Genomic DNA, 16760 nt, shown 5'->3' on the forward strand with positions numbered 1-16760 from the left:
CACCTGAAAGGGGTTTGTGTAGCGATAGCCTCATCATTTATGCATCGGGTCGTCCCAGAACGGCCGCACGGTTTCATGCTCCACATCGGCGCGGCTGATGCCGATGTCCTTCAGCGCTTCGTCGCTGAGCCCGGCGAGCATTTCCCGTTCACGATGCAGCTCATACCAGCGGCTGAATTTGTGCAGCAGATCGGACACGATATGGCCGTGGCCGGACAGCTGTTCTTCGCTTGCATACTCTCTTTGACCTTTCATCGTCTTGCCTCCTTTTGTGGATGGCTCAAGTCTCGCGCCGGCGCTAAGATCAATCCAACGAATGTTTCTGATGGCATGCATCACGGAGATTCATCAATTGTCCGCCTACCCCAGTATCGATACCGATGTCCTGCGCACCTTTGTCGCGATTGCCGATCAGGGCGGTTTCACCCGTGCTGGCGAGATGGTCAACCGCACCCAGTCGGCGGTGAGCATGCAGATGAAACGCTTGGAAGAAGACGTGTTGCAGCGCCAGCTGTTCGAGCGTGATGGGCGCCAGGTGCGCTTGACGGCCGAAGGCCAGGTGCTGCTCGGTTATGCACGGCGCATCCTCAAACTGCACAGTGAGGTGTTCAACACCCTGCGCGAGCCGCACATGGTCGGCACCGTGCGCATCGGTACGCCGGATGATTATGTGATGCGTTTTCTGCCGGGGATCCTGTCGCGGTTCGCGCAGTTCTATCCGCTGATCCAGATCGAAGTGCATTGCGAATCGACCAAACAACTGTTGCAGCGCACTGATCTGGACTTGTCGATCGTCACCCGTGAGCCGGGCAACGAGATCGGCCAGTTGCTGCGCAAGGAGCGCTTTGTCTGGGCCGAGGCGCAGAACTTCAGCGCCCACGAACAGACGCCGCTGCCCCTGGCGATGTTCAACAGTGATTGTTTCTGCCGCTTGTGGGCGTGCAATGCGCTGGACGCGATGGGCCGCGATTACCGCATCGCCTACAACAGCAGCAGCCTGTCGGCGCTGATGGCTGTGGTCAGCGCAGGGCTGGCGATCACCGCGCAACTGGAGAGTCTGATCACCCCGGACATGCGCATCCTTGGCGCCGCCGAAGACCTGCCGCTGCTGCCCGAGGCGAGCATCATGCTGATCCGCAATCTTAACAACCCGTCGCCGATCACCGAGTGCCTGGCCGAGCACATTGTCGAGGGCTTCAAACTTTAAACGCGAGCATCACCGCACACAGCACGAGGAAGCCGCAAAACAGCCCACGCAGAATTTTTTCCGGCATGGCGTGGGCAACTTTCACGCCCCAACTGATGCTGAGCAGACCACCGACCGCCAGAGGCAGACCGATCATCCAGTCGACTTCATGGTGCACGGCGTAGGTCACCAGGGTTACACCAGTGCTCGGCAGGGCCAGCGCCAGCGACAAGCCCTGAGCGACCACTTGGCTGGTGCCGAACAGGCTGGTCAGCACCGGCGTCGCCACCACCGCGCCGCCGACGCCGAACAGACCGCCCATGGTCCCCGAGGCGGCGCCGAGCACGCCCAGCCAAGGCCACGAATAGCGCATCTCGGCAGTCGGCGCTGGGCGCGGGCCGAACATCTTCAACAGGTTGTAGGCCGACAGCGCCACCAGAAAGGCGACAAAGCCGATGCGCATGGTCTGCGCATCGATGCCCACCGCCCAGATCGAGCCGAGCCAGGCAAAGCAGAAACCCATCACCGCCAGCGGCAGCGCATGGCGCAATTCGATGCGATTGCGCTGGTGATAACGCCACAGCGCCAGCATCACGTTCGGTACCACCATCACCAGCGCCGTGCCTTGGGCGATCTGCTGATCAAGCCCAAACCACACGCCAAGCAACGGGATCGCAATCAAGCCACCGCCAATGCCAAAGATCCCGCCCAATGTGCCAAGGGCGGCGCCGAACAGCAGGTACAACAGAAAATCCATCACAACGGTAATCCTCTAACGACAGGCGGCCAATGCTACGCACTCGCGCCTAGCGGGGAAACGCATAGCAACGCACAATGGCTATGCCGATTTTGCACAAGCGTGGTTTCCATGAATCCCAACCAATTGACCGATCAGCTCGGCCTGTTTCTCGATGTGCTGGAAAGTGGCAGCTTTTCTGCCGCTTCGCGCCGCCATCCGCTGACCCCATCCGCCGTGGCGCGGCGCATCGACAGCCTGGAAAGTGCCGTCGGCAGTCAGCTGTTCGTGCGCAGCACCCACGCCGTGCTGCCGACTTCGGCCGGTCTGGCCTTCGCCGAACGGGCGCGACGGATCATCGCCGAGTTGCAACTGGCACGTGCCGAAGCGGTGTCGTTGAGCAGCGCACCGGAAGGCCTGATCCGCATCGATGCGCCAGCAGCTTTCGGGCGGCGACATCTGGCGCCGGTAATTGCCGATTTTCTCCTGCTGTATCCGGGACTCGATGTGCAGATGCACCTGATCGACAGCTTCAGCGACATGGCCGGCAGCAGCCTGGGCAAGGTCGATCTGGTGCTGCGTACCGGCCAGTTGGCTGACTCGCGCCTGGTCGCCACGCCATTGGCGAGCATGGTCCGCGTCGCCTGTGCCAGCCCTGACTATCTCAAGCAGCGTGGTGTGCCCGAGCATCCGGCGCAGTTGAGTGAACACGACGGGCTCGACTGGGAAGGCCTTGCGCCGCCGTTTGCCTGGAAATTCGAAGTGGACGGGCAAATGCAATTGCACCGGCCATCGCGCGTACGTCTGAGCGCCAACAATGCCGAAGCTCTGGCGTGTGGCGCGGCGGCGGGTCTGGGCGTCGCACACTTGCCGACCTGGCTGGCCAGCGAATACCTGCTGCGTGGCGAACTGGTGCCACTGTTCTGCGAAAATGGCCTGCCTCCGCCGGAGTCCACCGGCATTTACGCGCTGCGCATGGAACAGCAGGTCCATTCGCGCAGTCGGTTATTGCTGGAATATCTGAAAACCCGCTTCAGTCCGGTGCCGCCGTGGGATCTGGCGTTGCAACGGCAATTCGCCCGGCACTGAGGCCGGACATATTTATCTGGCGCCTTAAAGATTCGAGCGCTAGATTAAAAAACGATCAACGATCAAGGCTTTGACATGACTTCCGAACGCGACAACTGCGACGACCTTCTGCTCGACAATCAGGCGTGCTTCGCCCTGCACTCGACCTCGCTGATGATGACCAAGGTCTACAAGCCGCTGTTGCAGGCGCTGGGCCTGACCTATCCGCAATATCTGGCGATGATGGTGCTGTGGGAGAAGGACGGTCTGACTGTCGGAGAAATCAGCGCACGCCTGCTGACCGATCCGGGATCGCTGACGCCATTGCTCAAACGCCTGGAAGCCGAAGGCCTGCTCAGCCGCACCCGCAGTCGCGAAGATGAGCGGGTGGTGATTGTCGAACTGACCGCAGCGGGCCGAGCCTTGCGCGACAAGGCGCAGACCGTGCCACAGTGCATTCTCGGCGCCAGTGGCTTCACCCTTGAACGTCTGCAGAAATTGCAGGGCGAGCTGCAAGCGCTGCGCGGACATCTGCAAGACAGCCTGAATTAAGCCCCGCTACATCCCCCTGTGGGAGCGAGCCTGCTCGCGAAGGCAATTGATCAGTCAAAACGTGTCTCGGCTGACACGACGCCTTCGCGAGCAGGCTCGCTCCCACACTGATTTCAGCGCCAACAAAAATATTTGTCCCGCCTGAATTCCCTCGTCAAGCGCTCTAAATCAGGCCTTACCCGCCCCTTCCACGCTATGCCCTTGAGCAAAACGCGATTTTTATTAAAAATTTATCTTGCGCACTAAACATTAGCGCTATACATTCTCTTCACACCTACTTAGCGCGCAAACAATTAGCGCACAAAACCACAACCCATGAGGCTCACACCATGCAAACTCTCTACACCGCAATCGCAACTTCCACTGGCGGCCGTGACGGTCGTGCGATCTCCAGCGACAACGTACTGGACGTCAAACTGGCCACCCCGAAAGAACTCGGCGGTGCTGGCGGCGCGGCGACCAACCCTGAGCAACTGTTCGCTGCCGGTTACTCGGCCTGCTTCATCGGCGCGCTGAAGTTCGTCGCCAGCCAGACCAAGCGCAAGATTCCTGACGACGCGTCGATTACCGCGCACGTCGGCATCGGCCAGATCCCTGGCGGTTTCGGTCTGGACATCGATTTGCACATCAGTCTGCCAGGCCTGGAACAAGCCGATGCGCAGTCGCTGGTCGACGCCGCTCACCAGGTCTGCCCGTACTCCAACGCCACCCGTGGCAACGTCGATGTCCGTCTGCACGTGACTGTGTAATCACTCAAGCCCCCGGCCCGAACAAGGAAAAATGAACATGAACACTTTCAGCAAAGTCTTGACCGGTACCCTTCTCGCCCTGTCGGTACACAGCGCTTTCGCCGGTGATGTCGAACACAACACCCAGGCATTTCTCGATGCGCTGAACTCAGGCAGCGGCAAGCCGATCGAGCAGCTGTCGCCCAAGGATGCCCGCGCCGTGCTGGTCGGCGCGCAGTCCGGGGTCAAGTTGACGTTGCCCAAAGCCGATGTCAGCGAGAAAACGGTGCAGGTCGATGGTCAACCGCTGAGCCTGACCATCGTCCGGCCGGCCGGGGTCAAGGGTGAGCTGCCGGTGTTCATGTTCTTCCACGGCGGCGGCTGGGTGCTGGGGGACTTCCCGACTCACGAACGTCTGGTGCGCGATCTGGTGGTCGGTTCGGGGGCGGCGGCGGTTTTCGTCAACTACACCCCTTCGCCGGAAGCGCATTACCCGGTGGCGATCAACCAGGCCTACGCTGCGACCAAATGGGTGGCGGAACACGGCAAAGAGATCAACGTCGATGGCAAGCGCCTGGCCGTGGCCGGCAACAGCGTCGGCGGCAACATGGCCGCAGTGGTTGCACTGATGGCCAAGGACAAGGGCACCCCGGCGATCAAATTCCAGGTACTGCTGTGGCCGGTGACCGATGCCAACTTCGACACCGGTTCGTACAACCAGTACGCCGAAGGACACTTCCTCACCCGCAACATGATGAAGTGGTTCTGGGACAACTACACCACCGACGCCAAACAGCGCAACGAGATCTACGCTTCACCGCTGCGCGCTACTACCGCACAGCTCAAAGGCCTGCCACCTGCACTGGTGCAGACTGCCAGCGCCGACGTGCTGCGTGACGAAGGCGAAGCCTATGCGCGCAAACTCGATGAGGCCGGAGTACCGGTAACGTCGGTGCGGTTCAACGGCATGATCCACGATTACGGTTTGCTCAACGTGGTCAGCCAAGTGCCTGCGGTGCGTTCGGCGATGTTGCAGGCGTCTGAAGAACTGAAGCAACACTTGAAGTAACCACAGTCCCATTGTGGGAGCGAGCCTGCTCGCGAAAGCGTCCCGTCAGACAGCGCTTCATTGAATGACACACCGCATTCGCGAGCAGGCTCGCTCCCACATGGGACAGGTGTGAAACTCAAAGCGCAGGCACAAAAAAACCCGACTCAATGGTCGGGTTTTTTCTTTCCGCAAAAAGCAGTGCTTATTTCGCACGGCCTTTGTAGGAACCGCCTTCGCGGGTATCGATCTCGATCATGTCGCCGATTTCGATGAAGTCGGCAACCGACAGCTCGGTACCGTTCTTCAGTTTGGCAGGCTTCATCACCTTGCCGGAAGTGTCACCGCGAGCGGAGCCTTCGGTGTAGTCAACCTGACGCACGATGGTGGTCGGCAGCTCTACGGAAACCAGACGCTCTTCGAAGAACACGGCTTCGCAAACGTCGGTCATGCCTTCTTCAACGAAAGGCAGAACGCTTTCGATGTCTTCGGCGTTCAGCTCGTACATGGTGTAGTCAGTGGTGTCCATGAACGTGTAAGTGTCACCGCTGATGAACGACAGGGTGGCTTCTTTACGATCCAGGATCACGTCGTCCAGTTTGTCGTCCGCACCGTAAACGGTTTCGGTCTTGTAACCGGTCAGCAGGTTCTTCAGCTTGGTCTTCATGATCGCGCTGTTACGGCCCGACTTGGTGAATTCAGCTTTCTGAACCAGCCAAGGATCGTTGTCGATACGGATCACGGTACCGGGTTTGAGTTCTTTACCAGTTTTCATTGCGAATATCCGAATTTGGATGGGATTTACAAAAATCTAGGCCGCGTATCATATCCAATTTACATAAAACTGTACCAGCGCCGTGGCAAGATCCGCCTGCAAGGCCTGTTCCAGGCACCATGCCTCGGCATTTTCCTCGAGTTCCGGCCAATGATTTCGCACCGCCAGCCAGTGCTCGCCGATCGGTTGCCCGGCGCTCCACGCTCGCCACAGACCGTTCATCGCCTGCGCCGCAGCGGGCGAAAGGCCGTGAGTGTAGAGCGCGAGGAAAGCGTCGAGCTTGTCCAGATGGATGTCATCGTCCTGCTGATAGATGTGCCAGAGCATCGGCCGCCCCGCCCATTGCGCGCGCACGAATGAGTCTTCACCGCGCACCGCGTTGAAATCGCAACACCAGAGCAGGTGGTCGTATTGATCCTGACGGACGAACGGCAGCACTTGCACGGTCAGGGACTCGCGCACATGAATCGCGCCGACCGTCAGGGTTTCCACGCCCAGCCAGCGCGCCACATCGCCGAGAATCCGCCCTTCCGGCACCAGCAGGTGAGTCGCCTGTGCGTCGGCCGCCAGCACATCCAGCCAACTGGCCAACCCGGCATTTTCATAAGCAAACAGCGAGATCAGTTGCGCATCGGGCGCGGGATCAATACCCAGGTCTTGCAGGAAATGTTGCTGAGCCGGCCGATCCTGCTGAAACTGCCGACGCTGTTCGAGCAGTCCGCATTCGCGCAGCAGGCCACCGGTGCCCGGCTTGAAGCCCGGAAAGAAGAAGAACTTCTGCACCGATTTGTATTTCACCGACGGCAAGCCATGGCAGCCGGTGACCCAGTCTTCGGCGCTGAGATAATCGAGGTTGAGCCACAGCGGCCGCGTTTCCCGCGCAGCCATGCTGTCCATGTAATCAGTGGGCAACTGACAGGCGAAGGCGGCGATGACTACGTCGGCCGCCTCGGCGTGCGGCCATTCGCTCGGCCACTGACGCACCTCGACGCCCTGCTGCCATTGCTGCGCGAGATCGACATCGATCTCAGGACAGAGGCGCTCGAACGCGCGCAGATCATCCACCCACAGACGCACCGGCAAGGCATGTTCGGCCACCAGTTGCCGGGCCAGGCGCCAGGTCACGCCGATGTCACCGAAGTTATCGACCACGGTGCAGAAAATGTCCCAGCGGGGTTTCGCTTCAGGCATGCCGTTCTCCCGTTGGCAAAAGACCTCGATTGTCCGCATAAATGCGCTCGCGCAGAAGAGCCGACGGCGATTAATCTTCGTGCGACAATCGCCACTTGCCCGCAACCATCCGCCAGGAGGCCGCCATGCCCTACCGTCCGAATCCGCGTCGTCCCTTGCCTGTTCAGCTTAGCGCGCTGCATCTGACCGGCAGCATTGCGCTGGGCCTGTGGCTGGGGTTCCTGGCGATTGCGCTGACCTGCTGGCTGCTATCGCGCTTCATCTTTCCCGAGCAATTGGCCCCGCTGGCTCAAGCGGTGCAGCAATTGGCCAATCCGCCAGTTGCAGTCGAGCCACAGCCGGACGTCGCACCGCCGCCAACGCCGCTGTTCCAACAGTACGAAGAAAACCTGCGCAAGAATGAACAGCAGGCCCGACTGGATCAGGCGCGCGCCAATTCGCGTAATGCGTCCAATCCGAAATGCCAGTTCTGGCTGCAGCAGGACCAGACCGCGCCGACCGAAAAGAGCCGCGCCAACGTTTTGCAATTCTGCGATTGATCATGAACAAACACAGCGTCCACCAGTTGATTCTCGACAAGCTGCGCATCGACCTCGACATCGCCGAACGCGCTGCGCAAACCGCTTACGAAACCGCGACCCACGAAGAAAACATCGCCGAAAACAAGTACGACACGCTGGGGCTGGAAGCGTCATATCTGGCGGCGGGTCAGGCGAAACGGGTTGAGGAGATTCGTCAGTCATTAGCGCTGTGCCAGAACCTGACGTTGCGTGCCTACGACGAAAACCGCGGCATCGAAGTCGGCGCCCTGCTCGGCCTGGAGGACGAAAAGGGTCGCGAGCAATGGCTGTTTCTAGCGCCCGATGCGGCGGGGTTGAAAGTCGACGTGGTGGGTCAGCCGATCACCGTCATCACCCCACGCTCGCCGCTGGGCAAAAGTCTGCTGGGCAAGTTCGCGGGCGATGAGGTGGAGATTCTGGTGGCGGGCACCCGGCAACAATTTGCTGTCACCGAGGTGCTCTGAAGCGGGTGCTTAGTGAACGGGCAGTTCGACGCCGTCGAACAGTTCTTCCAGCTCTTGCTTGTTGTGGCACTGAATGGCCTTGGCCATGACTTCGCGGGTCAGGTGCGGGGCGAATTTCTCGATGAAGTCGCACATGAAGCCACGCAGGAAAGTGCCGCGACGGAAACCGATCTTGGTGATGCTCGATTCGAACAGCTCGCTGGCATCCAGCACCACCAGGTCGTTATCGAGTTTGGTATCGACGGCCATTTTAGCCACGATGCCCACGCCCAGACCCAGACGCACGTAGGTTTTGATCACGTCGGCGTCAGCAGCGGTGAACACCACTTTCGGCGTCAGGCCACGATGGCTGAAGGCTTCATCGAGCTTGGAACGGCCGGTGAAACCGAACACGTAAGTAACAATCGGGTATTCGGCCAGCGCTTCGAGGGTCAGCTTCGGCAGCTTGGTCAGCGGGTGGCCATGGGGTACGACCACGCAGCGGTTCCAGCGGTAGCACGGCATCATCACCAGATCGCCGAACAGCTCCAGCGCTTCAGTGGCAATGGCAAAATCGACGGTGCCGTCAGCGGCCATTTCGGCGATCTGCATCGGCGAGCCCTGATGCATGTGCAGGGCCACGTCCGGGTATTGCTTGATGAAATTGCTGATCACCGGCGGCAGCGCATAACGCGCCTGGGTGTGGGTGGTGGCGATCGATAGCGTGCCCTTTTTCTCGTTGGAGAATTCCTGGGCAATCTGCTTGATGCTTTCGACTTTGCGCAGAATCTCGCCGGCGGTGGTGATGATGCGCTCGCCGGCCGGGGTGACGCGGGTCAGGTGCTTGCCGCTGCGGGCGAAGACTTCGACGCCCAGCTCGTCTTCCAGCAGGCGGATCTGCTTACTGATGCCCGGTTGCGAGGTGTACAGGCTTTGAGCGGTAGCGGAAACGTTGAGGTCGTGGTGCGCCACTTCCCAGATGTAGCGCAGTTGTTGAAGCTTCATATCAATCCCTCAAAGCAGGTAGACGCCACGGGCATCAGCGACGGTATATAACTATATTAATGGTTCGAAGAATAAATCTAGAACTTTTTTATCAAAACGCCATTATTCCTGCTTCAACGATCCTCCCGCCGCCGGCGCTCCATCAGCGGCACCAGATAGACCGGCACCTTGGCCAGCTGCAGGACCCGCGCCGCCGTGCGCCCCAACGGCGTTTCCGCGCCGACGCCATGGCTGTGACTGCCGACGATCAGCAGATCGACCGAGAGCTTGTGCACCTGGTCGAGAATCACCTGCGACGGATCACCCTGCAGCACGCGCACCGCCCGAATGCGCTGCAGATCCTGTTCGCCGTCGTCCCCCAGTTCTTCACGAAAGCTGTCGAGCACCCGTTGTTCGATATTGGCAATGACTGTTTTCAGACCCTGACTATGGAATTCGTTCAATGCCTGTTCGTCGAGATAGCTTTGCAGCACCGACTCGGCAAACAGGCCCATGGGTTCCACCGCGTGTACTACATACAAATCGGCATTGAAGGTGCGCGCCAAGGCCAGGGCATGCTGCATCACGAACGGTGCGTACAGACCGAGGTCGGTGGCATACAGCATTGAGCGAATCATGGGACCTCCTCGCGAGCCAACGATGGCGGAGATTGATTCAGCTTAGCAGTGCCTTGGCGAGTACGACGTGCGACGCAACGTCCTGAATGAAAAGGCTCTAGATCGGCGGTTCGTTGCTGATGCCATGGGGCACGTGGCCGGTGGCGACCACTTCGCGAGCCAGCTCGCAATGACCGGTCTGGTCATCGAAGAACACGTCAGCGGCGAAGGCTTCGAGGAACGCCGATTTGGTCAGGCCACCGAGAAACAGCGATTCATCGAGGCGGATATCCCATTCCCGCAAGGTGCGAATCACTCGCTCATGGGCCGGCGCCGAACGCGCAGTCACCAGCGCGGTGCGGATCGGGCAATCGTCATCGGGAAACTCGCGCTGCAACAGATTGAGCGCTGCCAGAAAGCCCTTGAACGGCCCACCGCGCAAAGGCTCGCGTGCCGATTCGCGTTCCTTGGCCTGAAACGCTTCCAGGCCGCCGGACTGATAAACGCGCTCGGACTCGTCCGAGAAGATCACCGCGTCACCGTCGAAGGCGATACGCAATTCATCACTGGCCGCACGGCTCGCGCCACCGGACAGAATCGTGGCGGCGGCGAACCCGGCGTCCAGCGCGGCACGCACGTCTTCGGCGTGAGTCGAGAGAAACAGGTCGCAGCCAAACGCTTTCAGATAAGGGTACGGACTGCGCCCACCGACGAACGCCGCACGAGAAATCGCCAGGCCGTAATGATGAATCGAATTGAACACGCGCAGCCCGGTGTCGGCGCTGTTACGGGAAACCAGAATCACCTCGACCCGCGCGCGACCGAGGCGGCTGTTCAGACTCAGGAGTTTTTCCACCAGCGGGAACGCATCGCCCGGCGCGAGGATTTCGTCTTCGTGCTCGATCTGATATTGCCGATAGGCTTCGACGCCGCTCGACAGGTAGACCTTGTGGCTTTCGCTCAGGTCGAACAAGGCGCGCGAGGAAATCGCCAGCACCAGTTTGTCATCGATGTTATTGGCCATGCCTTCCCCCAGAACAACCGACTCAGGTATTGCGTCGGTCGATAAAACCCAAATGGCGATACAGCGCCTCGATGCGCGGCAACTCGCAGCCCGCCGCGTTCGCCGCCGCCAGTGGCCGGGCGTAAATCGCCTCCAGCTCCAGCGGGCGTTTGTGTGCAAAGTCGTGGTACATGCTCGGCCAGTAATCGGGCATTTTCTCGGTCATGGTGAACAGGTACTCGGCGTAACCGGGCGGGATCTCGTATCCACAGGCCTTGGCGCCCAGCACCACTTCCGCCATCAGTGCCTGAATCGACACGCGGCTGTCAGCATCAGCCATCAGCGCTTCGGTTCCCGCGCCGAGCAACACCGAAAGGCCGTTATAGGGAATATTCCACACCAGTTTCTGCCAGCGCGCCTGATGCAGGTTGGCCATCGCCTGCGAGTCGATGCCGGCGGCACGGAACAGTCCGGCTCCCTCTTCGACGATCGCCATGCGCGCTACTTCATCAATGGCCGAGCCGCTGTGATAACCGACATTCACCGCGCCAAGGGCCTGATGGGTAATCTGCCCCGGCCCCTCGCGGTGCACGCAGATCAGGCACAGACCACCGAGCAGATGCAGCGAATCCGGCAACAGCGGCCGCAGGCTGTCTTCGACATCCAGACCGTTTTGCAGCAACAGCACTTTTGCATCGGGTTTAGCGGCTTGAATGATCGCCGGGGCCAGATCGGCGTTGCTGGTGGTCTTGGTGCCGACCAGCAGCCAGTCACAGGGCGGCATGTCTTCGGCAGCGGAATAGGCATTGGCCGGATGCAGCGTCAACGGCCCGTGCACCGCACTGTTGATCTGCAAACCGCGCTCAGCCACCGCCGAGAATTCGCTGCGCAACAAAAAGTGCACGTCGAAACCGGCACGCGCCAGCATCACCCCGTAGAACCCGCCGATTGCACCGGTGCCGATAATCCCCACCACCGGCTTGCTGACTGTCTCGCTCATGGCAACTCCTCTGCAATTCGACTCAGCGATTGCGCCACCGCCTGGTTGAGTTGATCAACCGTCAGACGTGTGTGCACTGCGCCAAAGAACTCGCCGTCGCGCACCACAAACAGCGCCGGCAAATGAAACACCTGATAACGCTCGACCAGCCCGCCATTGTCGCCGGCGTCAATCCAGCACAGCCGATCGATAGCCAGCGGCAATCCCGGCAACACCTCGCGGGCATAACGACAACTGGCACAGCCGACGCTGGTGAAGATCACCAGAGAAACCCCGCGCATCGCCAGCAGCCGCTGGTCGGCGTCGAAGTCGGTCAGCTCGGATTCGACCACTATACTGGGGGAAACAATGTCAGATGGCCGACACAGGGAGTCTGTGCTCATGGGACGTTTCATTCCTCATCCGGACGAAGTGCCGGTTGAATTGACGTTACTCAAGCCTGAATGCATTTCCAGACAACAGCTGCACACTATCAGCCTCGGCGGCATCGCTTGCAATTACCACCGCGCCTGGCGCCACGGCACTGCACTGCAAGTACGCATGCCGACGCTGAATGCCGACTTCTGTTGCCCGGGCTACGTGGCCTGGTGTCTGCGCCGTAAAAAAGGCTATCTGGTGGGCATCGCCTTCACTGACGAACAGACCCTGTTCAGCGCGCGAATGGGTGAGCAGGTGTGTCAGATCGAACGCTATTCGCGCATGCAGGACAGCCACGATGACCTGCAGGATAGTCAGGCGCTGGCCCTGCAATGGGTCGAGGAGCACGCCGAAGAGTTCTCCCACGACAACTTGCGCAAGGCTTTCGCGCAGCCAGCGCTGGACTAAAGCACAGTTTGCCCATTGTCGAGCCGCCTCTGACGCGCTAAGGTTCGGCTCCCCCGACGCGCTAAATCTGCTGTGCTCCGCCGCGCGGGGATCGCTGGCGGCCGGCACCCGTGACCTGACGAGTAAACGATGGCTGATTTACCGATCAACGACCTAAACGTCGCCTCTAACGAGACCCTGATCACTCCCGATCAGCTCAAGCGTGATATCCCCCTGAGCGACGCCGCCCTGCGCACCGTCACCAAGGGCCGCGAAGTCATTCGCAACATTCTCGATGGCACCGACCACCGTCTGTTCGTCGTGATCGGCCCGTGCTCGATTCACGACATCAAGGCTGCCCACGAATACGCCGATCGCCTCAAGGTACTCGCCGAGGAAGTCTCCGACACCCTGTATCTGGTCATGCGTGTGTATTTCGAGAAGCCGCGTACCACTGTCGGCTGGAAAGGTCTGATCAACGATCCGTATCTGGACGACTCTTTCAAGATCCAGGACGGTCTGCACATCGGTCGTCAGTTGCTGCTCGACCTGGCCGAGAAAGGCCTGCCGACCGCGACCGAAGCCCTCGACCCGATCTCCCCGCAGTATCTGCAGGATCTGATCAGCTGGTCGGCCATCGGCGCGCGTACCACCGAATCGCAGACTCACCGCGAAATGGCTTCCGGCCTGTCCTCGGCCGTCGGCTTCAAGAACGGCACCGATGGCGGCCTGACCGTGGCGATCAACGCCTTGCAGTCGGTGTCCAGCCCGCACCGTTTCCTCGGCATCAACCAGGAAGGTGGCGTGTCGATCGTCACCACCAAAGGCAACGCCTACGGTCACGTGGTGCTGCGCGGCGGTAATGGCAAGCCGAACTATGATTCGGTCAGCGTAGCCCTGTGCGAGCAGGCGCTGAACAAGGCGAAGATCAAGCCGAACATCATGGTCGACTGCAGCCACGCCAACTCCAACAAGGACCCGGCCCTGCAACCGCTGGTGATGGAGAACGTCGCCAACCAGATTCTTGAAGGCAACCAGTCGATCATCGGCCTGATGGTTGAAAGCCACCTGAACTGGGGCTGCCAGGCGATTCCAAAGGATCTCGCCGACCTGCAATACGGCGTGTCGATCACCGATGCCTGCATCGATTGGTCCGCCACCGAAAACACCTTGCGCAGCATGCACGCCAAGCTCAAGGACGTATTGCCGAAACGCCAGCGCACGTAAGCTGCGTTTTGCGGGCATAAAAAAACGCCGGACATTGTCCGGCGTTTTTGTGTGTGCGATTCAGATCTTCGCAGCGCGGCGCTGATGGCGTTCCATGTAGCGCTCGACGTAGGAGCATGACGGGATCACCGTGTAGCCCATTTCTTCGGCGTATTGCAGCGCGCGTTCAGTCAGCGCTGCGGCAATGCCACGGCCGCGCAGGGCGTTGGGCACGAAGGTACGATAGATATCCAGGGTCTGCTTGCCCAGATCCATGTAGGTCAGGTAAGCACGATGACCGTCCACAGTGGTCTCGAATTGATGACCAGCCTGGTCATGGTGGATGGACAACGCCTCGCTCATCACTACTCCTCGCGGGTCTTGAATTGTGACCCCTACCTTACCGATGTTTTTCCGGCGAAGGAACATCTACGCCACCCCGTGCCTGATGGACACTGAGAAGAGCCACACCGATCTCGCGCAATCTGACACCTGCTGAATAGTAGGCACCATTGGCGAAAATGCTCAAGGTACGCTCGTCATCGGATGGTTTGCGTGCATTGGCATCGATGGTCGCAGGTTCGGCCGCAAGACAATCTTTGCGTGCCGTTTGCCTGAACATTGCCGGAATGTTGAGACTTAAGACGTGCGACCTTTTTTAAAGTCACCTGTACATCAACAAAGATACGCGAAGCGCTTCGCAGAACCTGAACAAAAGTGTGGACGAATTCATTTAGAAAGACTTTAGCCGAAGTCGCAAAAACAGCGCGCGAGCGCGGGAACTTTTCCCGTTTGAGTCGCTCACGCCGGGGCTTGCAGCTGGATATTTTTTATACAGCGCAGTTAAAAGTTGCTCGAAAAAGAATCAACGCCTACAATTTTTTTTGCTTCTTGCGCTACGTCAGTTTACTTACTACAAGTAATGGGTAGTATGTACGCCGGCTATTTCCTCAATCGTGAGGAGACAGCCACTTAATTTGAAAGTCCTTGAAGGGGAACACGATGAACAACGTTCTGAAATTCTCTGCTCTGGCTCTGGCCGCAGTTCTGGCTACCGGTTGCAGCAGCGCATCGAAAGAAACCGAAGCACGTCTGACCGCTACTGAAGACGCAGCTGCTCGCTCCCAGGCTCGTGCAGACGAAGCTTACCGTAAAGCTGATGAAGCTCTGGCTGCTGCTCAAAAAGCACAACAGACTGCTGACGAAGCTAACGAGCGTGCTCTGCGCATGCTGGAAAAAGCTAGCCGCAAGTAATAATCCCTCGGGATTGTTATCGAGCCGATCCGGTTTTCCGGGTCGGCTTTTTTGTGCCCGGTGCTTTTCTCCGTGCAATAAAAAACCCGCCGACGCTGCTCGCATCGGCGGGTTTTCAATCAGAGCTTATTGCTGCAGGTCGATCGGTGCACTGCTCACCATTGGCGCCGAGGTATTCGGCACGGCGATCTCTACCGGCAGGCCGTCTTCGGCGGCGACCACATCACGCACCACATCCCAGTTCATGCGCAGGTTGCTGGTGATGTCTTCACGCTTGAGCATCGCGTTGATTACCGCCGTGTGCTTGTCGACCACCGACGGGTTGCCCTTGTCGTCGAGCGGCGTGTGCGCTTCCAGATAGACCTTGCCGCCACTGCGACCGAACTTGTACGGGTCGTTGATGATGCGCACCGAGGTGCCGACCGGGACCATGCCGGCCATCTCCAGCACGTTGTTGTTGAACATGCGGAAGCAGCCGTGGCTGGTGCGCATGCCGATGCCGAACTTCTTGTTCGAACCGTGGATCAGGTAGCCCGGCGTGCCGAGGGTGAACTTGAACGGACCCAGCGGGTTATCAGGACCGGCCGGCACCACATTGGGCAGCGGATCACCGTCAGCGGCGTGTTCGGCCTTGATCGAAGCCGGAGGCGTCCACGTCGGGTTCGGTGTCTTGGCGATGATCGAGGTGTGCGCGATCGGCGAGCCCCAGCCTTCACGGCCGATACCCAGCGGGAAGGTGTACACCACGTCACGGCCTTTCGGATAGTAATAGAGGCGGTATTCGGCGAGGTTGATGACGATGCCTTCACGCGGGCCAGGCGGCAGGATGAAGCGCGTCGGCAGGACGATCTCGGTACCGGCGCCCGGCAGCCAGGCATCGATGCCCGGGTTGGCCGCAACCATTTCCGAATAACCCAGATCGTAGGTGGTGCCCAGGTCGGCGAAGGTGTCTTCGTACTTGGCTTTGATCACCTGCACCTGGCCGACGATGTCTTCGCCGGGTGGTGGCAGGGGAAGCTCCAATGCAGCAACGGGGCCGGCCACACACAGGGCGGCAAGTGACAGGCAGCGGGTGACGGCAGGAAAGCGCGGCAACATCCGGAAAATCCTTCGCATGATCATCAAGGGTATAAGGGCGCGATTGTACACCGCGGCTTGGGGATTCGGGAGACACCCCGATAGACCGTGTCGCGCCCTGAAAGATCGCAGCCTCGTTGCACTCGTCAGCTCCTACATTTGCAACGCATTCCCTGTAGGAGCTGACGAGTGCAACGAGGCTGCGATCTTTTGATCTTAAAGTTCGAATCGAAGCTCGGGCCAGATCGGCGACGTACCGCGCTTCTGCGATTCGAGAATCGCCCGGCACAGCGAGCACAGACGCTGATCCTGGAACACCCGGCGATCAACATTCGACCAGCGCGGTTGCGCCGGCAGCAGAGTGCCGCACAGCGTGCGATCAGCCGAGCCACCGAGTTCCAGCTGACGCGTCACCAGATGCACCCGCACTTCCTGGCAGGCGAACAGATCCAGCTGCTCGTCAGGCTCGATCAGTTGGTAGGCAAACAGGGACCAGGCAGGACGCGGCATCGGGGGCTCCAAATTAGG

The 16760-nt window shown here is 59.7% G+C and carries 22 protein-coding genes; 10 read left to right on the top strand and 12 right to left on the bottom strand.

The window, feature by feature from the left end:
• Positions 1-33 precede the first annotated feature (33 nt).
• Positions 34-255, bottom strand: a complete 222-nt coding sequence (locus AB4N85_RS13435; RefSeq protein ID WP_024013770.1) for a DUF1127 domain-containing protein — start codon at positions 253-255, stop codon at positions 34-36.
• A gap of 97 nt (positions 256-352) precedes the next feature.
• On the opposite strand from AB4N85_RS13435, the gene AB4N85_RS13440 reads away from it, so the two are divergent.
• Positions 353-1207: a LysR substrate-binding domain-containing protein gene (locus tag AB4N85_RS13440; protein ID WP_174823892.1), complete on the top strand. Its 855-nt coding sequence runs from the start codon at positions 353-355 to the stop codon at positions 1205-1207.
• Here the strand turns inward: AB4N85_RS13440 and AB4N85_RS13445 are convergent.
• Complete coding sequence (locus AB4N85_RS13445; protein ID WP_221264894.1) at positions 1197-1943, bottom strand: sulfite exporter TauE/SafE family protein; 747 nt, start codon at positions 1941-1943, stop codon at positions 1197-1199. The two genes, AB4N85_RS13440 and AB4N85_RS13445, sit on opposite strands and share 11 nt — an antisense overlap.
• A 111-nt stretch (positions 1944-2054) precedes the next feature.
• On the opposite strand from AB4N85_RS13445, the gene AB4N85_RS13450 reads away from it, so the two are divergent.
• The 4 genes from AB4N85_RS13450 to AB4N85_RS13465 all read left to right on the top strand — a co-directional run bounded on the left by AB4N85_RS13450 (position 2055) and on the right by AB4N85_RS13465 (position 5339).
• Positions 2055-3011, top strand: a complete 957-nt coding sequence (locus tag AB4N85_RS13450; RefSeq protein ID WP_016770867.1) for a LysR family transcriptional regulator — start codon at positions 2055-2057, stop codon at positions 3009-3011.
• 75 nt (positions 3012-3086) lie between these two features.
• Positions 3087-3542, top strand: a complete 456-nt coding sequence (locus AB4N85_RS13455) for a MarR family winged helix-turn-helix transcriptional regulator (protein ID WP_323620453.1) — start codon at positions 3087-3089, stop codon at positions 3540-3542.
• A gap of 329 nt (positions 3543-3871) precedes the next feature.
• Positions 3872-4291: an organic hydroperoxide resistance protein gene (locus AB4N85_RS13460; protein WP_007940002.1), complete on the top strand. Its 420-nt coding sequence runs from the start codon at positions 3872-3874 to the stop codon at positions 4289-4291.
• A 37-nt stretch (positions 4292-4328) separates the two neighbouring features.
• On the top strand, positions 4329-5339 hold the full coding sequence (locus AB4N85_RS13465) for an alpha/beta hydrolase (RefSeq protein ID WP_041478416.1): 1011 nt from the start codon (positions 4329-4331) through the stop codon (positions 5337-5339).
• Between the two features lie 184 nt (positions 5340-5523).
• On the opposite strand, the gene AB4N85_RS13470 is transcribed toward AB4N85_RS13465, so the two are convergent.
• Both AB4N85_RS13470 and earP read right to left on the bottom strand, forming a co-directional pair.
• Positions 5524-6093, bottom strand: a complete 570-nt coding sequence (locus tag AB4N85_RS13470) for an elongation factor P (RefSeq protein WP_003226785.1) — start codon at positions 6091-6093, stop codon at positions 5524-5526.
• 48 nt (positions 6094-6141) lie between these two features.
• A complete protein-coding gene (earP, locus tag AB4N85_RS13475; protein WP_460064695.1) occupies positions 6142-7284 on the bottom strand; it encodes an elongation factor P maturation arginine rhamnosyltransferase EarP in 1143 nt (380 codons plus the stop codon).
• Positions 7285-7409: 125 nt separating this feature from the next.
• Between earP and AB4N85_RS13480 the strand changes: the two genes are divergently transcribed.
• Together AB4N85_RS13480 and AB4N85_RS13485 are read left to right on the top strand one after the other, a co-directional pair.
• Complete coding sequence (locus AB4N85_RS13480; RefSeq protein ID WP_095182207.1) at positions 7410-7823, top strand: hypothetical protein; 414 nt, start codon at positions 7410-7412, stop codon at positions 7821-7823.
• 2 nt (positions 7824-7825) lie between these two features.
• The gene (locus tag AB4N85_RS13485) at positions 7826-8308 is read left to right on the top strand and encodes a GreA/GreB family elongation factor (protein ID WP_024013776.1); all 483 of its coding nucleotides are present in this window, start codon (positions 7826-7828) and stop codon (positions 8306-8308) included.
• A 9-nt stretch (positions 8309-8317) separates the two neighbouring features.
• Here the strand turns inward: AB4N85_RS13485 and cysB are convergent, their stop codons facing one another.
• From cysB to AB4N85_RS13510, 5 genes are all read right to left on the bottom strand, one after another.
• The gene (cysB, locus tag AB4N85_RS13490; protein WP_016770873.1) at positions 8318-9292 is read right to left on the bottom strand and encodes an HTH-type transcriptional regulator CysB; all 975 of its coding nucleotides are present in this window, start codon (positions 9290-9292) and stop codon (positions 8318-8320) included.
• A 113-nt stretch (positions 9293-9405) separates the two neighbouring features.
• Complete coding sequence (locus AB4N85_RS13495; protein ID WP_016770874.1) at positions 9406-9909, bottom strand: universal stress protein; 504 nt, start codon at positions 9907-9909, stop codon at positions 9406-9408.
• Positions 9910-10006: 97 nt separating this feature from the next.
• Positions 10007-10912, bottom strand: coding sequence for a 5'-nucleotidase (locus AB4N85_RS13500; RefSeq protein WP_024013777.1), 906 nt, complete (start codon positions 10910-10912; stop codon positions 10007-10009).
• 22 nt (positions 10913-10934) lie between these two features.
• Complete coding sequence (locus AB4N85_RS13505; protein WP_460064699.1) at positions 10935-11891, bottom strand: putative 2-dehydropantoate 2-reductase; 957 nt, start codon at positions 11889-11891, stop codon at positions 10935-10937.
• Positions 11888-12274, bottom strand: coding sequence for a thioredoxin family protein (locus AB4N85_RS13510; RefSeq protein ID WP_041478405.1), 387 nt, complete (start codon positions 12272-12274; stop codon positions 11888-11890). The genes AB4N85_RS13505 and AB4N85_RS13510 overlap by 4 nt, the downstream gene beginning before the upstream one ends.
• Between AB4N85_RS13510 and AB4N85_RS13515 the strand changes: the two genes are divergently transcribed.
• Positions 12273-12716, top strand: a complete 444-nt coding sequence (locus AB4N85_RS13515) for a PilZ domain-containing protein (RefSeq protein WP_056788469.1) — start codon at positions 12273-12275, stop codon at positions 12714-12716. The two genes, AB4N85_RS13510 and AB4N85_RS13515, sit on opposite strands and share 2 nt — an antisense overlap.
• A gap of 129 nt (positions 12717-12845) precedes the next feature.
• Positions 12846-13922, top strand: a complete 1077-nt coding sequence (locus tag AB4N85_RS13520) for a 3-deoxy-7-phosphoheptulonate synthase (protein WP_016770878.1) — start codon at positions 12846-12848, stop codon at positions 13920-13922.
• A 60-nt stretch (positions 13923-13982) separates the two neighbouring features.
• Here the strand turns inward: AB4N85_RS13520 and AB4N85_RS13525 are convergent, their stop codons facing one another.
• Positions 13983-14264: a GNAT family N-acetyltransferase gene (locus AB4N85_RS13525; protein WP_016770879.1), complete on the bottom strand. Its 282-nt coding sequence runs from the start codon at positions 14262-14264 to the stop codon at positions 13983-13985.
• A 639-nt stretch (positions 14265-14903) separates the two neighbouring features.
• On the opposite strand from AB4N85_RS13525, the gene oprI reads away from it, so the two are divergent.
• Positions 14904-15155 (top strand): outer membrane lipoprotei OprI, encoded by a 252-nt coding sequence (gene oprI / locus AB4N85_RS13530; RefSeq protein ID WP_003183784.1) that lies wholly within the window; start codon positions 14904-14906, stop codon positions 15153-15155.
• Positions 15156-15281: 126 nt separating this feature from the next.
• Here oprI and AB4N85_RS13535 read toward each other — a convergent pair whose 3' ends face one another.
• Together AB4N85_RS13535 and AB4N85_RS13540 are read right to left on the bottom strand one after the other, a co-directional pair.
• The gene (locus AB4N85_RS13535; protein WP_024013783.1) at positions 15282-16253 is read right to left on the bottom strand and encodes a L,D-transpeptidase family protein; all 972 of its coding nucleotides are present in this window, start codon (positions 16251-16253) and stop codon (positions 15282-15284) included.
• A gap of 195 nt (positions 16254-16448) precedes the next feature.
• Positions 16449-16742, bottom strand: coding sequence for a hypothetical protein (locus AB4N85_RS13540; protein ID WP_016770881.1), 294 nt, complete (start codon positions 16740-16742; stop codon positions 16449-16451).
• Positions 16743-16760 lie beyond the last annotated feature (18 nt).

The sequence above is a fragment of the Pseudomonas sp. H1_G08 genome (genome assembly GCF_054681355.1).

Excerpts from the sequence above, each read along its gene's own strand:
- AB4N85_RS13435 (WP_024013770.1), bottom strand. The coding sequence starts at position 255 with ATGAAAGGTCAAAGAGAGTATGCAAGCGAAGAACAGCTGTCCGGCCAC.
- AB4N85_RS13445 (WP_221264894.1), bottom strand. The coding sequence starts at position 1,943 with ATGGATTTTCTGTTGTACCTGCTGTTCGGCGCCGCCCTTGGCACATTG.
- AB4N85_RS13450 (WP_016770867.1), top strand. The coding sequence starts at position 2,055 with ATGAATCCCAACCAATTGACCGATCAGCTCGGCCTGTTTCTCGATGTG.
- AB4N85_RS13455 (WP_323620453.1), top strand. The coding sequence starts at position 3,087 with ATGACTTCCGAACGCGACAACTGCGACGACCTTCTGCTCGACAATCAG.
- AB4N85_RS13460 (WP_007940002.1), top strand. The coding sequence starts at position 3,872 with ATGCAAACTCTCTACACCGCAATCGCAACTTCCACTGGCGGCCGTGAC.
- AB4N85_RS13465 (WP_041478416.1), top strand. The coding sequence starts at position 4,329 with ATGAACACTTTCAGCAAAGTCTTGACCGGTACCCTTCTCGCCCTGTCG.
- AB4N85_RS13470 (WP_003226785.1), bottom strand. The coding sequence starts at position 6,093 with ATGAAAACTGGTAAAGAACTCAAACCCGGTACCGTGATCCGTATCGAC.
- earP (WP_460064695.1), bottom strand. The coding sequence starts at position 7,284 with ATGCCTGAAGCGAAACCCCGCTGGGACATTTTCTGCACCGTGGTCGAT.
- AB4N85_RS13480 (WP_095182207.1), top strand. The coding sequence starts at position 7,410 with ATGCCCTACCGTCCGAATCCGCGTCGTCCCTTGCCTGTTCAGCTTAGC.
- AB4N85_RS13485 (WP_024013776.1), top strand. The coding sequence starts at position 7,826 with ATGAACAAACACAGCGTCCACCAGTTGATTCTCGACAAGCTGCGCATC.
- cysB (WP_016770873.1), bottom strand. The coding sequence starts at position 9,292 with ATGAAGCTTCAACAACTGCGCTACATCTGGGAAGTGGCGCACCACGAC.
- AB4N85_RS13495 (WP_016770874.1), bottom strand. The coding sequence starts at position 9,909 with ATGATTCGCTCAATGCTGTATGCCACCGACCTCGGTCTGTACGCACCG.
- AB4N85_RS13500 (WP_024013777.1), bottom strand. The coding sequence starts at position 10,912 with ATGGCCAATAACATCGATGACAAACTGGTGCTGGCGATTTCCTCGCGC.
- AB4N85_RS13505 (WP_460064699.1), bottom strand. The coding sequence starts at position 11,891 with ATGAGCGAGACAGTCAGCAAGCCGGTGGTGGGGATTATCGGCACCGGT.
- AB4N85_RS13515 (WP_056788469.1), top strand. The coding sequence starts at position 12,273 with ATGGGACGTTTCATTCCTCATCCGGACGAAGTGCCGGTTGAATTGACG.
- AB4N85_RS13510 (WP_041478405.1), bottom strand. The coding sequence starts at position 12,274 with ATGAGCACAGACTCCCTGTGTCGGCCATCTGACATTGTTTCCCCCAGT.
- AB4N85_RS13520 (WP_016770878.1), top strand. The coding sequence starts at position 12,846 with ATGGCTGATTTACCGATCAACGACCTAAACGTCGCCTCTAACGAGACC.
- AB4N85_RS13525 (WP_016770879.1), bottom strand. The coding sequence starts at position 14,264 with ATGAGCGAGGCGTTGTCCATCCACCATGACCAGGCTGGTCATCAATTC.
- oprI (WP_003183784.1), top strand. The coding sequence starts at position 14,904 with ATGAACAACGTTCTGAAATTCTCTGCTCTGGCTCTGGCCGCAGTTCTG.
- AB4N85_RS13535 (WP_024013783.1), bottom strand. The coding sequence starts at position 16,253 with ATGTTGCCGCGCTTTCCTGCCGTCACCCGCTGCCTGTCACTTGCCGCC.
- AB4N85_RS13540 (WP_016770881.1), bottom strand. The coding sequence starts at position 16,742 with ATGCCGCGTCCTGCCTGGTCCCTGTTTGCCTACCAACTGATCGAGCCT.